Genomic DNA, 13,249 nt, shown 5'->3' on the forward strand with positions numbered 1-13,249 from the left:
ATCACTCAGAAACGGGTTCGATCCCGGCGTTGGGTTCTCCATCTCCGGAAACCACGTACCGGGCGACTTCTCGGTGCGTGTGCGCTCGCACGAGGTGGTCTTCGAGGGTGCGATCGAGCGCCAGCGTCTCGCGGCACACTGGGCACTCGACCGGGGGGTTGAACGCCATTTGCACGGAATTCGTCGGGTTCGAGAAAGACGGTTCAGCTTGCACGTGCCGCGGCGACGCGTCGCGTTCGAAGACCGTCGCGCGGGTACCGCGATCGCCGGCTGAATCGTCCCTTCGCGGCGGGCCTGGCGGAACGCGATCGTCGACGATTACGCCGCCTTCGCCCTCGTCCCGGCCGCCTCGATCGCCTCGCGGAAGATCGAGACGCCGAGTTCGATCTCGCGCTCGGTCGAGTCGAGCGGCGGGAGCAGCCGGATCGTCTTCTTCCCGCAACCGAGTGTGAGCAGACCGCGCCGCAGCGCTTCCTCGACGACGGCGGTGCGCCGCTCGGGGGTGTCGAACTCGACGGCGAGCATCAGCCCCGTGCCGCGCACGTCCTCGACGTGGGCCGGCGGCCCGTCGCGGAGCAGTTCTTTCGCCTGCTGCCCGCGACGAGTCGCGTTGTCGAGCAGGTCGTGTTCCGCGATCGCCTCGAGCGTGAACGCGCCCATCATCGATCCCAGCAGGTCGCCGCCGCCGAAGGTGGAGCCGAGGCGGTTCTTCTCGCTCGGGAACACCTCCGATCGGGAGATGGTCGCGCCGACGCGCAGGGCCTTCGCGCTGGCGATGACGTCGGGTTCGATCGGGTAGTGGTCGGAGGCCCAGATCTCGCCGGTCCGGCCGATGCCCGACTGGATTTCGTCGACGACCAGCGGGATGTCGTACTCGTCGGTCACGTCCGCGACCTCTCGCATGAACGCCTCGCTCGGGAAGCGGTAGCCGCCGACGCCCTGGATCGGTTCGAGGACGAGGAACGCGATCTCGTCGGGGTCGATGTGTCCGCCTTCCGGCGCGAGGGAGTTTCGAAGCTGCGAGCCAGGTTCCGTGAAAAACCCGCAGTCGCAGCTGTCGGCGTTACACCCGCGATCGGCGCAGAACGGAACCGTCTCGATCCCGCTGATTTCGGGGTAGTGGCGCGTGTAGACCGCTTTGGACTTCGTGAGCGAGAGTGTTCCGAGCGTCCGCCCGTGGAAGCTTCCGTCGAACGCGACCCCGTACTTGGCCGGCGATCGGTAGTCGTGGGTGATCTTCATCGCGTTCTCGACGGCCTCCGCGCCGGAGTTCGAGAGGAAGACGGTGTCCATCCCGTACTGGCTCGAGACGTCGACGAGTTTCTCCATGAGGTGACTCGAACCCGGAAAATCTGCGTCCGCCGGATCGGGGCCGGAACCGAAGTACATGTCCTGGCCGGCGATCTTCATCGGCTCGACGAGGTCGAACTCGCGGAGTTTCGCCGTGAGCTTCTCGTTGTTGTAGCCGAGCGGCGCCGCGCCGATGTGACAGGTGAAATCGAGCAGGACGTTGCCGTCGACGTCCGTAACGAACGGTCCGTCGGCTTCGCGGGTGACGTCCCAGACGAATTCGTGGGAGTACTCGCTGGGTGCGGAGTAGGTCTGGTGGAAGTCGACCCACTTCTGGGCGTTCGGGCCGGGAAGCGCGTCCGCGTCGGGTTCCGCGGTGTCCCTATCCATACACAGATTATGTGTACACCATACATTAAAACTTGTTAAAGAGGAGGTGAACGACCGGCGAGGGATCGGCGTTCGCCGGGCGAGAGCCGCCCTCGATCGGCGATCGAGAACGGCCGGAGGGTGTCTCGGCGGCGATCGGACAGCCGATCGCCGAAAACGGGCGAGAGCGGGGCGACGATTCAGTCGTCGTCGGTCGCCTGCGGCGTGGTGCCAATCTGGCTCGAGTCGTCGCTCGAGCCGACGATTTTCGTCTCTTCTTGGAGCAGCACGCGGCCATGTTCCGAACTGAAGTGTTTGATCAGTCCGAGCATGGTGATGAGGCAGACGAATGCGAACGGGCCGCCGGTAATGATGGCCGCCGACTGGAGCGCGTCGACGCCGCCGAGGATCATGAGGATCGCGGCGGTCATCCCGAGGACGACGCCCCAGAAGACCCGGTTGATGTTCGACGGTTTCGCCTTGCCGCCGGTCGTCATCATCGAGACGGCGAGCGTCGAAGAGTCGGCCGACGTGACGAAGAACGTCGTCACCAGGATCATGAACGCGACCATGAACACGGTGCCCAGGGGGAACGTCTCGAACAGGATGAAGCCCGAAACTTCCGCGCCGGCTTCGCCGGCGATCACCGCACCGAAGTCGGCGATTCCGTTGTGCTGTGACCAGACCGCCGTCCCGCCGACGAACGTAAACCACGGGATCGTCGCTGCGGAGGTTGCGATGATACCCGTGAACGCGACCTCGCGAACGGTTCGACCGCGGGAGATGCGTGCGATGAACAGTCCGGCGAACGGCGACCACGACAGCGCCCACGCCCAGTAGAAGACGGTCCAGGCGTTCGCCCACTCGGTTCCGCCCTCGACGCCGGCCCCGGTGAAGAGGCTCATCGAGATGAAGTCGGTGACCATCCCGCCGAGCGCTTGCGTGCCGACCAGCACCAGGAAGATCGTCGGTCCGGCGATGAACGTCGCTAGCATTAACACGACGAACAGCACCATGTTGAAGTTCGAGAGCCGTCGGATCCCCTTATCGACCCCGAGAACCATCGAGATCGTAAACAGCAGGGTCATCATCGTCACGACCAGGAGGATGCCGGTGTTCCCCAGGTCGATTCCCCACTGATAGTTGAGGCCGCTGACGAACTGACTCCCGATGAAGCCGAGCGAGGTCGCCACGCCGCCGATCGTCGCGAAGACGGCGAGGATGTCGACGACCTTCGCGACCGGGCCGTCGAGGTTCTCGGCGCCGACGATCGGCGTCAGCACCGAGGAGACCCGGAGCGGGACGTTCTCGTAGTTGTACGCGAAGTAGCCGATTCCGATTCCCATGATCGTGAAGACGGCCAGTTGGGGCAGCGCCCAGTGGAACAGCGTCTGCTGGACGGCGATCGTCATCGCTTCGGCCGAACCGCCTTCGACGCCGCCGAATAGCGGCGACGGACTGTCGTAGTAGAACAGCGCCTCGGTCGGCCCCCAGAACACGACCCCGGCCGCGAAGCCGGCGGAGTACAACATGGCGAAAAACGAGAGGAAACTGTATTCCGGCGGGTCGTCGCCGAACCTGATCTTGCCCCACGGACCGACGATCAGGAACAGCAGGAAGAGGACGACCAGGAACACGATCGCCAGCAGCGCCCAGTTCAGGTACTCCAGGAAGATCGTGTTGAGTCCGCCGATCGCCCATTCGACGGTAGACTGGCTGACGAAGAACGTCGCGATCACGCCGACCGTCAGCAACGCGCCGAACGCGAAGACGATCGGGTCGAGTTCCTCGAAGAACTGATCGACCATCCCGTTCTCCCCGTCGCTCATGATCGCTCACCCCGTCCGATCGAGCGACGGTTCGCTGGTTGTCTCCCTCGGTTCCACCTCACACTCGCCATGTCTTGCAATGGCATACCGAATCAATTGTCAGTCTCCCGCATAAATATTTCTTTTTCGTACCCGACATACACAGATTGTGTTTATTCGACGGACGCGTTGTCGGCACCGTTCACAGTATACATTAGAAAACAAATATCGGGAATAGATGATTATAACACAACGGTCTTTCAAATCCCACTACCAGTTCCGCCGGATCTACTTGTCGAATTGCTCTCCGTGCGCTGTTGCGGTAGATCTGGTGGTTAGAAAGTCGTATCACATACTGTAGTCGGTGCGCGCTCGGATCCGTTCCGCCGCCCACGACCTACTGCGGGGCTCGATCGGCCCGTCGGTCGCGGGGTTCGCCCGTCCGCGCGAACCGGTATCCGTCGCTACGGTACTCGCGAGCGTCGCGAATCGAAGGTCGAGAAGCGGCGCGGTCGGACGCGACGAACTCGAAACGGGGACGACGCGAACCGATCGATCGACGTGTGCGTAGTTTGCCGAACCCGTCGGTGCGTCGTCTCAATTGGTGAGTTCTTCGAGTCGCTGCTCGCGCGTTTCGGCGCTGTCGGCGACCCGTTCGGAAAACTCGTCGACCCGATCCTTGATTTCCTCCCGGGTCGTTTCGGGCGAAAACTCGTCGGACATGGTCAGGAGGCGGACGAACGCCCGAAGTTCTTCGTCGGTCAGCTGAGCGAACTCCTCGTTTTCGAGTTTCTCGATGACCTCGTCGACGTCGATCTGGCCGACGGGATCGACGTTGAACTCCACGTTGACCATCCGGTAGTTCGACCCGGCGAGTCGCTGCTCGGCCTTGCCGACGCCCTCGGAGAGCATGTCCTTGAACGGCGTGTAGTATCCCATCGTTCCGAGGTGGAGAAACGCGAGCATGTCCGTGATGCCCTGCGTGTAGGCGTCCCGTTCGTCGTCGTCGGGGTCGAAAATCGTCTCTCGGTCCCGGTCTTCCATGTACTCGAAAAGAATACTGAAATCGAGAATCGCGTTCCGGACGCGGCGGCGGATGCGGTTTCGCTTCTGCTTTTTGGAGTGATCGGTGTAATCCGTCTTCCGACCGAGCAGGAAATCGCGATCGGACGGTGTGAGGATCCCGCGGGGTCGGTCGGAGTCCGCTGCCGTTCGAAGCGACTCCGGCACGTCGTCCTTACTCATACAGGGAACACAGGTATCTCTCGAATTAACACTTCTGATCGAACGAATATGATATTTTACTGACCACTACGTGACCAAACCCGACCGCTACGGTTGCTGGCGGGAGAGTTCGACGGCGGTGTCCGCAAGCACGGCCACGCCGATCCCGAGGCTCTCGTCGTCGATATCGAACGTCGGCGTGTGGTGGTTCGTCGGGTGGTCCGTGCCGACGAGCAGGTACGACGCCAGGCCGTCCTGGTTCTGGACGCGATCCATCAGGTACGTGACGTCCTCGCTGACGCCGAAGTCCACGCTCGGGACGACGGTGTCGACGCCGCGGACTCGCTTCGCCACGGTGCCGACGAGATCCCGGAGTTCGGGATCGCTGTCGACCCGCGGCGACTCGCTGATCACGCGCGGCGTCACGTCGCAGTCGTGCATCTCCGCCGCGGCGTACAGGACTCGCTCGAGTTCCGTTCGCATGTACTCCATGAGCGCCGTCGTCTCGCCGCGAACCTCGCCCTCGAGCGTGATCTCCTCGGCGATGACGTTGCTCGCGGTTCCACCTTCGACTCGACCGAAGTTCACGCGTGTCATCCCGTCGGCGTGGCGTGGGATCGCGTACGCGTTCTGTACCGCGGTCGTCATCGCCTGCATCGCGTTCGCCCCTTCGTTGGGCGCTTTGCCCGCGTGTGCGCTCGCGCCTTCGAACGTCACCGTCAGGTGGGCCATCGCGAGCGGTTTTTCGACGCCGGCGACGACGGTGCCCGTCGGATTGTTGAGCCCGATGTGTACCGCGAGGAGGTAGTCGACGTCGTCGAGGTAGCCGCCCTCGGCCATCGCCTTCCCGCCGCCGGAGATCTCCTCGGCCGGCTGGAAGAAGACGGTGAACGTCCCCGAAAACTCGCTCGCTTTGATCGCCTCGATCGCTCCCAGTCCGATCGCGATGTGGGCGTCGTGGCCGCAGGCGTGCATGTACCCGTCGTGTTCGGACCGGAACCCCTCGTCTACCGGTCGGTGGCTGGGTTCGTCGGATTCCCGGAGTGAGATTCCGTCCATGTCGACGCGCAGCCCCACCGACGGGCCCTCCCCTTGTTCGACGACGGCGACGACGCCGGTGTGGCCGCCGGCGGTCCGGTCCAGAACGTCCGATCGGACGCCGGCGTCGCGCGCCCGTTGGATCCACGGCTCGAGTTCCTCCTCGTCGGGGACGGCCATCCGCGCGTCGGTCGCGAGCGCCTCGCGGCCGACCGCGATCTCGTCGACCCCGATCCGTTCGAGTTCGTCGACGATCCGGCCGGTCGTCCGGTACTCCCGCCACCCCGGCTCGGGGAACCGGTGAAACTCCTCCCGGAGCGTGCTCAGCCGCTCGCGCACGTCGTATGCCATCTCTCCGGTGCTATGCGCAGGAACTACTTAATCGTACTCAATAACCGTATATTTCGTGCGCAATTTCGAGTTATCCACCGCGTAGCGGCCGATGCCGCTTCCCGGAGCGAGATCGTCGCGAACGCCGCCGACTACGGGACGGCGATCGCGTCCATCTCCACGCGGACGTCGTCGGGAAGCCGGGAGACCTCCACGCAGACTCTGGCCGGTGGATCGTCGCCGAACCGCGCCCCGTAGGCGTCGTTGACGCGCTCGTAGTCGTCGAGGTCGGTGAGGTAGACGGTGACCTTCACGACGTCCGCGAGACCGTCGCCGCCGGCCTCGTCCACGACGGCGGCGATATTGTCGAGTACGCGATCGGTCTGGGCCTCGACGTCGCCGTCGACGGCCTCGCCGGTCGCGGGATCGACCGGCCCGTAGCCGGAGACGTAGAGGGTATCACCCGCGCTGACGCCCTGCGAGTACGGGTTGTCGTTGCTCGGTGCGCCGTCGGTTTCGATCGGATGGGTGTCGGTCATGATCGCGTCCGTTCGTTCCCGTCAGGCGGTCTGCGTGGTCTTTTCGGGAACCCGTTCGATCGCCTCGACGATGACGTCCAGCGCCGTCTCGGCGAGGTCGCGGGTGAGCACGAGCGGGGGCAGGAGCCGAAGGATGCTGCCGTGTCGGCCGGCGGTCCAGACGAGGACCCCGCGTTCGAAGCAGTACTGCTGGATGGCGTCGACGAGGTCGCCGTCCGGGGAGCCGTCTTCGTCGACGAACTCGGCGCCGATGAACAGCCCCCGTCCGCGTACGTCGACGAGCCGATCGGTCTCCTCGGCCGCTTCGCGCAGGCGACCGCGGATGTACTCGCCGAGGTCTCGGGCGTGGGCCAGCAGGTCGTGGGCCTGGATGTACTCGATCGCTCGCGTCCCGGCGCGCATCGCGACGACGTGGCCGCGGTAGGTGCCGGCGTGATCACCGGAGCCCCACGTGTCGAGATCCTCGTGGTACATCGTCGCGGACAGCGGGAAGCCGGTGCCGCCGAGCGCCTTCGCGGAGGTCATCGCGTCCGGCGTGACGCCTTCCCAATCGCAGGCCCACCACTCGCCGGTGCGCCCGAACCCGCTCTGGATCTCGTCGAAGACGAGCGGGATGTCGTTGTCGTCGGCGATGTCCCGAAGCCCCTGCAGGAACCCTTCCGGCGGCGTCACGACGCCGCCCTCGCCCTGGATGGGTTCGACGAAGATACCGGCCGGATTGGCGAGGCCGCCGTACGGGTCCTCGACGATCGCCTGCACCTCCTCGAGGGCGTGGTCGACCGCTTCCTGGGGCTCCTTGTCCTGGTGGACGGGATACGGGTACGGCGCGTGGACGACGTCCGAGAGCAGCGGCGTGTAGTGGCCCTTGAACTTCTTGTTCGAGGTGACGCTCATCGCGCCGGTCGTCGCGCCGTGGTACGATCCGCGGAACGCGATGAGGCCGTCGCCGCCGGTGTTGTACTTGGCGAGTTTGATCGACGCCTCGATCGCGTCGCTGCCGGTGGGACCGCCGAAGACGACCCGGTTGTTCCCCTGCAGGCCCGCAGGTGCGATCTCGTCGAGTTTCTCGATCAACTCGAGGCGCGCCTCGGTCGGGAAGTCGACCGTGTGAACCAGTTTGTCCGCCTGCTCGTGGACCGCCTCGAGCACGTACGGGTTCGCGTGACCGACGTTGAGTACGCCGATCCCCGCGAACATGTCGATGTACGTGTTCCCGTCGACGTCGCGGACGGTCGCGCCGCGCCCCTCTTCGAAGGCTACAGGAATGTCCTCCGGATAGGCGACCGCGCTGCTATCGATCTCCCGTTGCTTTTCGAGCAGTTCCCGGGACCGCGGACCGGGGACGGTGTCGACGTCCGGTGCCTCCTCGTAGTGTACGTCCTCGATCGGTGGACCTGCCGTCATACCTAAGGCCAGGTGAAACAGTGATAAATAGTTTGTCCACAATAACCATATAATACATACACAAATATCGACACCGTACCTCGGTATGGGCCTGGAAAAGATACCGTCGTAAACAGTAATCGCAATCGACTTGGGGGACGCCCCGCATTCTCACGGTAATGCTACACACGAAGGGGGAGTTACTCACCGTCGACGTCGGCTCCGAGGGGACGCGAACCGAGTCCATCGACGACGTCCTCGCGTCGTACATCGGTGGCCGCGGCGTCGCCACGAGGCTGGCGTACGATCGGCTTCCGTTCGACGTCGAACCGCTGTCGGCTGCGAACCGGCTCGTGTTCACCACCGGGCCGATGCAGGCGTCGACGATGAGTTTTACCGGACGGATGAACTGCACCGGCGTGTCGCCCCTGACGGACGGGTTGCTCTCCTCGAACGCCGGCGGCTTCATGTCGCGGAACTTCGCGGATACCGGTTACGCGGCGGTGGAACTCACCGGCGCCAGCGACGACCTCGTCGCCGTCCACGTCACCGATACCGGCGTGGAGTTCGAGCCGGTACCCGAACTGGCGGGGGCGACGGTGGACGAGACCGTCGAATACATGGACGAGACCCACGGCCTCGGCCCGGACAACCTGGCGGTCATCGGCCCGGCCGGCGAGAACGAGGTCCGGTTCGCCTCGATCATGACGAGTGAGAGCCGCGCCTTCGGGCGCGGCGGCCTCGGCGCGGTCATGGGATCGAAGAACGTCAAGGCGATCAGCTTCGACGGGGATTCGGCGCCCGAGATCGAGATTCCGGCGGTACAGACGGACGTCCACCGCGAGGCCGCGACCAGCGACCACATCATGAAAGAGCAGGGGACGGTCGCGGTGATGGATCTCGCCAACGAGATGGACGGTCTCCCTTCCTACTACTTCTCCGAGCAGTCGTTCGAGGGGGTCGACGGCATCAACGGATCGGCGGTCGCCGAGAAGAAGTACAAGAAGGGGACGTGTTCGGCGTGCGCGTTCGCGTGCAAACTCCCCACCCGCGACGAGGAGGCCGGCGTCGAGACGGAAGGGCCGGAGTTCGAGCCCGCGATGGCGTTCGGGTCGAACGCGGGTATCGACGACATCGTCGACGTGATGAAATCGAACGAACTCTGCGATCAGTACGGACTTGACGCCATCTCCGCGGGGAACACGGTCTCGGCGTACCTCGCCAGCGAGGACGCGTTCGGCGACGCGGAACTCGTCCACGACCTCGTGGAGAAGATCGCCCACCGCGAGGGTGTCGGGGACCGCCTGGCGGAGGGGATCGGTCGAATCCACGACGACCTCGGGGTCGAGAACTGGACCGTCAAGAACATGGACTTCGCGGCCCACGAGGGGCGCGTTCTCCACGGTCAGGGTCTCTCGTACGCCGTCGCCAACCGCGGTGCCGACCACATGTACGCGACGTTCTACTCGGTCGAGTACCCGCTGGTCGACGAAGACGAGGCCATGAAACCCACCGGACTTGACGGAAAGCCCGAACGGTTGATCGAGCGCGAGAACCTGATGGCGCTCACCGACAGCGGCGTGGTCTGTAAGTTCTCCCGGGACTTCATGACGCCCGATCGGTACGAGGCGCTGTTCGGCACCGACTACGAGACGCTCCTCGACGTCGGCGATCGAATCGTCACCCTGGAGCGTCACTTCAACAACCAGCGCGGCTTCGATCGGAGCGTCGACACGCTACCGTTCGAACTCGACGGGTTCGAGAGCGCGCTCGACGAGTACTACGAGAACAGAGGCTGGACGGAAGACGGGATCGTTCCCGAGGATCGGGTCTCCGCATGAGTTCCGCCGCGAACGTCTCGTAGAGCAAGTGTAGCGTCGACAAATCGTGGTCGGGAGGACGGACGGGGAGCGGTCCAACATCGGACCACTCCCGTCGTCGGCGGTGGGTCGCTCAGCGGATGATCTGCCCCGACCCTTGACCATGCGTGCGGCGATCTCGCGGTCGGGGACAGACCGTGTCAACCGTACACGCGGGGCGCAGTAGTGGTTCGCCCGACATTCGCAGGGGTTCGCCGACGGACCCGGAGTCCGCCGGCGAGCGGCGGGTTCCGGGGCTCACCAGGGCTCGTTCTTCAGTCCCAGCCGGTACGCGATCACGTTCGTCGTCACGTGCAGGACCGGCGTGAGAACGACGACGACGAGGATCACGTCCCAGGAGAACACTTCGCGGAACCAGTCGGTCGCGAGCAGGGCGGTCAGCGGGAGCGAAACGACGACGAAGTCCAGTTGGTCGAGGCCGGGGAACATCGCCCCGCGCTGGCGGCCCGATCGGCGTTTGAGAAACGACGCGAGGATGTCCCCCAGCATCGCCCCGACCGCGAGTCCGATCGCGGCGAGCGGGTCGAACGCTGGGACCTCGATCCCGATCGCGGCGGTGACGTCGTCTGCGAGAACCGAGAGCACTGCCGCGAGCGCCACGCCGGCGACGATACCGGCGGCCGTCCCGCGCCACGTCTTTCCGTCCCCGAGAACCCGCCTGTCGCCCCACGTGCGTCCGCCGTCGATCGGCCGGCCGCCGCCGGCCAGCACCGCGGCGTTGTTGGGAACGTAGGCGGGCAACATCGCCCAGAAGGCGACGACGATCGTCTCGATAACTGCCATATCGGCCGGGACGAACCCCGGTGTCTTAATCGCCGGTGGTTCGCGCTCGGCGGGCACACCCGTTCCGTTGGTGAGAATTACCACCAACTGCTTGGTTCTGGGATAACATAGGTGACGTATGATCCCGCCGATCGCGAACCGCTTCGTCGCCGGGAAGACACCGGCCGAAGCCCTCGATCACGCCCGCCACCTGAACGACCGCGATCTCAGGGCGATCGTCAACCTGCTCGGCGAACACTACGACGACCGGGAGTCGGCCCAGGCGGACGCCGCGGAGTACCGATCGCTCGCGGCCGACATCGCGGCGGCCGACCTCGACGCCTGTATCTCGGTCAAACCCTCGCAACTGGGGCTCGACCTCGGGGAAGACGTTTTCCGCGAAACGGTCACGACGATCGTCGACAGCGCCGCCGACGAGGGGGTCTTCGTCTGGATCGACATGGAGGATCACACGACGACGGATACGACGCTCGACGCCTTCGAGGACCTCGCGCGGAAACACGACGGCGGCGTCGGCGTCTGCGTCCAGGCCAACCTCAAACGCACTCGCGACGACGTCAAACGGCTCGCCGACGTCCCCGGCAAGGTCCGCTTCGTCAAGGGTGCCTACGACGAACCGGCCGACGTCGCATACAAAGACAAGGCGACCGTCAACCGCGAGTACGAGGCGCTACTGGAGTACGCGTTCGAGCACTTCGACGACGGGATCGCGGTCGGCAGTCACGATCCGGCGATGATCGATCGCGCGATCGACCTCCACGAGGAACACGGGACGGACTTCGAGATCCAGATGCTCATGGGGGTTCGCGACGACGCCCAGGAAGCGCTCGCCGACGACTACGAGGTCTGGCAGTACGTCCCCTACGGCGATCGCTGGAAGTCGTACTTCTATCGGCGGGCGATGGAGCGGAAGGAGAACCTCTGGTTCGCCGTCCGGGCGATCGTCGGCCGCTAAAGGGAAGGGCTCATAAACCGGTAGTGTGAGGTGTCGTACATGGCTTCGTGGAAGCGGGATTTCGCGAGTGGGCTGATCGTCCTCGGCCCGATTCTCATCACCCTCTACGTCATCTACTGGCTCTACGGACTCGTCGCCGGGGTAACGCCGGGGCTCATTCTGGACGCCGACGCGCTCGTGCCGTTGCTCCCCGGGAATAACATGCAACAGACTCGCGAGCAACTCGCACAACTGCTCCGCGTGATCGTCGCGCTCACCGTCTTCATCATTCTCACGTTCTCGGTCGGCTACCTGATGCGGACGACGGTCGGCGGCCTCGTCGAACGGGTCGTCGACGACGTCGCCAACCGCGTGCCCGTCGTGCGGGTCGTCTACAACGCCTCGAAGATGGCCGCCGAGACCGCCTTCGGCGAACAGGAGTCGCTCCAGAAACCGGTCAAGATCGAGGTCTGGGACGGGCTCAGGATGACGGCGTTCAAGACCGGCAAGACGTCCGAAGAGGGCAGGGAAGTGCTCTTCTTGCCGACGTCGCCGAACATCACGACCGGGTTCGTCATCGAAGCCGAACCCGAGGACATCACCGACCTCGACGAGGACGTCGAGGACGCGCTCACCCGGGTTCTCAGCGCCGGGTTCGGCGACGCGAACCGCGGCATGGACGCCGGCGTCTCGATCGACGTCGTCGACGAAGCGAGCTCGACGGGGAACCCGGACAAGGCCAACGACGATTGAGCTACCCTCCGCTAACAACCGGTTACTCCGATCGCTCAGTAGCACGACTGACACCGACCTCTCGAGCCGATCGGGACGATTCCAGATCGGTGGGAGCGAAGCACGAACGTTTTGAGATACCGATCCCTTCCTCCGGTATGAAGCGACGAGCGGTCCTCGCTTCCGTCCCGAGCGTTCCCACCCTTGCGGGCTGTCTGGTCGAGGAGACGACCGCGATACTCGGCCGCGGGAGCATCGACGTCGTCGTCGACGGGGACCCGATCGATCTCTCCGCGGACCGATTCCAGTCCGAACACGCCGAGAACGACTCGATCGCGTTCCACCTCCACGAGGGTCACGACGAGTGGTTCATGGAAGGCGAGGACCCGGTCACGTTTGCGGAGGGAATCGACCTGCTCCCGCATTTCGAGTACGCGAACGCCGACGGCGATCACGTCGTGACGATCGACGGCGAGACGTACGACGCCGGCGACCCGGAGACGGAGCTGACGTTCACCGTCGACGGCGAGGCGGTCGATCCGACCGAGTACGAACTGCAGGACGGGGACGACCTCAGACTCGAGATTTCGACCGGGGGCTGACCAGTTGGAGATCGTTCGATCGAAGAGTGACCGATCGGAGAGTGACCGATCGGAATTCAGAAATTCGTGGCCGGGAGCGCGCTCGCCGGTATCTGGCGAGCGCGCGACTCGGGGGAGGGCAGGCGAGTCACCGATCGTGCGCCGCGAGCGACGCCTTCGGCGTAGCGAGCGAGGCGACGACTGACGTGGAGGTGAGCGAAGCTCACCAGAACGGAAGGAGGAGGCTTTTCATCGAAGCTGAGCGGGATCGAAGGTCCCGCGAGGTCCGAAAGAGCGCTTCGCGCTCTTTTGAAGATTTTGCCGAGGGCGCGGCGTAGCCGCGCCCGCAGAGCAAAAG

General features: G+C 64.7%; 12 protein-coding genes. 4 read left to right on the plus strand and 8 right to left on the minus strand.

The window, feature by feature from the left end:
- Window position 1: 1 nt before the first annotated feature.
- The 7 genes from AC6I6X_RS00590 to AC6I6X_RS00620 all read right to left on the minus strand — a co-directional run bounded on the left by AC6I6X_RS00590 (window position 2) and on the right by AC6I6X_RS00620 (window position 8,002).
- Window positions 2-169 (minus strand): hypothetical protein, encoded by a 168-nt coding sequence (locus AC6I6X_RS00590; RefSeq protein WP_497928576.1) that lies wholly within the window; start codon window positions 167-169, stop codon window positions 2-4.
- Window positions 170-318: 149 nt separating this feature from the next.
- Entirely contained in the window at window positions 319-1,680 is a 1,362-nt protein-coding gene (locus tag AC6I6X_RS00595; RefSeq protein WP_497928577.1) for an aminotransferase class III-fold pyridoxal phosphate-dependent enzyme, read from the minus strand.
- Window positions 1,681-1,859: 179 nt separating this feature from the next.
- On the minus strand, window positions 1,860-3,488 hold the full coding sequence (locus AC6I6X_RS00600) for a BCCT family transporter (RefSeq protein WP_497928578.1): 1,629 nt from the start codon (window positions 3,486-3,488) through the stop codon (window positions 1,860-1,862).
- 576 nt (window positions 3,489-4,064) lie between these two features.
- The gene (locus AC6I6X_RS00605) at window positions 4,065-4,712 is read right to left on the minus strand and encodes a DUF8102 family protein (protein WP_497928579.1); all 648 of its coding nucleotides are present in this window, start codon (window positions 4,710-4,712) and stop codon (window positions 4,065-4,067) included.
- An 87-nt stretch (window positions 4,713-4,799) separates the two neighbouring features.
- Window positions 4,800-6,080, minus strand: a complete 1,281-nt coding sequence (locus tag AC6I6X_RS00610) for an amidohydrolase (RefSeq protein ID WP_497928580.1) — start codon at window positions 6,078-6,080, stop codon at window positions 4,800-4,802.
- A 131-nt stretch (window positions 6,081-6,211) separates the two neighbouring features.
- Window positions 6,212-6,598, minus strand: a complete 387-nt coding sequence (locus AC6I6X_RS00615) for a Rid family detoxifying hydrolase (RefSeq protein WP_497928581.1) — start codon at window positions 6,596-6,598, stop codon at window positions 6,212-6,214.
- A gap of 21 nt (window positions 6,599-6,619) precedes the next feature.
- Window positions 6,620-8,002 (minus strand): aspartate aminotransferase family protein, encoded by a 1,383-nt coding sequence (locus tag AC6I6X_RS00620; RefSeq protein WP_497928582.1) that lies wholly within the window; start codon window positions 8,000-8,002, stop codon window positions 6,620-6,622.
- Between the two features lie 158 nt (window positions 8,003-8,160).
- Here AC6I6X_RS00620 and AC6I6X_RS00625 point away from each other — a divergent pair, with 158 nt between their 5' ends.
- A complete protein-coding gene (locus tag AC6I6X_RS00625) occupies window positions 8,161-9,822 on the plus strand; it encodes an aldehyde ferredoxin oxidoreductase family protein (protein ID WP_497928583.1) in 1,662 nt (553 codons plus the stop codon).
- 276 nt (window positions 9,823-10,098) lie between these two features.
- Here AC6I6X_RS00625 and AC6I6X_RS00630 read toward each other — a convergent pair whose 3' ends face one another.
- Window positions 10,099-10,644, minus strand: a complete 546-nt coding sequence (locus AC6I6X_RS00630) for a CDP-2,3-bis-(O-geranylgeranyl)-sn-glycerol synthase (protein WP_497928584.1) — start codon at window positions 10,642-10,644, stop codon at window positions 10,099-10,101.
- 118 nt (window positions 10,645-10,762) lie between these two features.
- On the opposite strand from AC6I6X_RS00630, the gene AC6I6X_RS00635 reads away from it, so the two are divergent.
- The 3 genes from AC6I6X_RS00635 to AC6I6X_RS00645 all read left to right on the plus strand — a co-directional run bounded on the left by AC6I6X_RS00635 (window position 10,763) and on the right by AC6I6X_RS00645 (window position 12,912).
- Entirely contained in the window at window positions 10,763-11,599 is an 837-nt protein-coding gene (locus AC6I6X_RS00635; protein ID WP_497928585.1) for a proline dehydrogenase family protein, read from the plus strand.
- A gap of 39 nt (window positions 11,600-11,638) precedes the next feature.
- Window positions 11,639-12,331: a DUF502 domain-containing protein gene (locus tag AC6I6X_RS00640; RefSeq protein ID WP_497928586.1), complete on the plus strand. Its 693-nt coding sequence runs from the start codon at window positions 11,639-11,641 to the stop codon at window positions 12,329-12,331.
- 137 nt (window positions 12,332-12,468) lie between these two features.
- The gene (locus tag AC6I6X_RS00645; RefSeq protein ID WP_497928587.1) at window positions 12,469-12,912 is read left to right on the plus strand and encodes a hypothetical protein; all 444 of its coding nucleotides are present in this window, start codon (window positions 12,469-12,471) and stop codon (window positions 12,910-12,912) included.
- Window positions 12,913-13,249 lie beyond the last annotated feature (337 nt).

This window comes from Halosolutus sp. YCN4 (assembly GCF_059736495.1).

Coding starts and splice junctions, on each gene's coding strand:
- AC6I6X_RS00645 (WP_497928587.1), top strand. CDS start 12,469: ATGAAGCGACGAGCGGTCCTCGCTTCCGTCCCGAGCGTTCCCACCCTT.
- AC6I6X_RS00640 (WP_497928586.1), top strand. CDS start 11,639: ATGGCTTCGTGGAAGCGGGATTTCGCGAGTGGGCTGATCGTCCTCGGC.
- AC6I6X_RS00615 (WP_497928581.1), bottom strand. CDS start 6,598: ATGACCGACACCCATCCGATCGAAACCGACGGCGCACCGAGCAACGAC.
- AC6I6X_RS00610 (WP_497928580.1), bottom strand. CDS start 6,080: ATGGCATACGACGTGCGCGAGCGGCTGAGCACGCTCCGGGAGGAGTTT.
- AC6I6X_RS00625 (WP_497928583.1), top strand. CDS start 8,161: ATGCTACACACGAAGGGGGAGTTACTCACCGTCGACGTCGGCTCCGAG.
- AC6I6X_RS00605 (WP_497928579.1), bottom strand. CDS start 4,712: ATGAGTAAGGACGACGTGCCGGAGTCGCTTCGAACGGCAGCGGACTCC.
- AC6I6X_RS00590 (WP_497928576.1), bottom strand. CDS start 169: ATGGCGTTCAACCCCCCGGTCGAGTGCCCAGTGTGCCGCGAGACGCTG.
- AC6I6X_RS00635 (WP_497928585.1), top strand. CDS start 10,763: ATGATCCCGCCGATCGCGAACCGCTTCGTCGCCGGGAAGACACCGGCC.
- AC6I6X_RS00600 (WP_497928578.1), bottom strand. CDS start 3,488: ATGAGCGACGGGGAGAACGGGATGGTCGATCAGTTCTTCGAGGAACTC.
- AC6I6X_RS00620 (WP_497928582.1), bottom strand. CDS start 8,002: ATGACGGCAGGTCCACCGATCGAGGACGTACACTACGAGGAGGCACCG.
- AC6I6X_RS00595 (WP_497928577.1), bottom strand. CDS start 1,680: ATGGATAGGGACACCGCGGAACCCGACGCGGACGCGCTTCCCGGCCCG.
- AC6I6X_RS00630 (WP_497928584.1), bottom strand. CDS start 10,644: ATGGCAGTTATCGAGACGATCGTCGTCGCCTTCTGGGCGATGTTGCCC.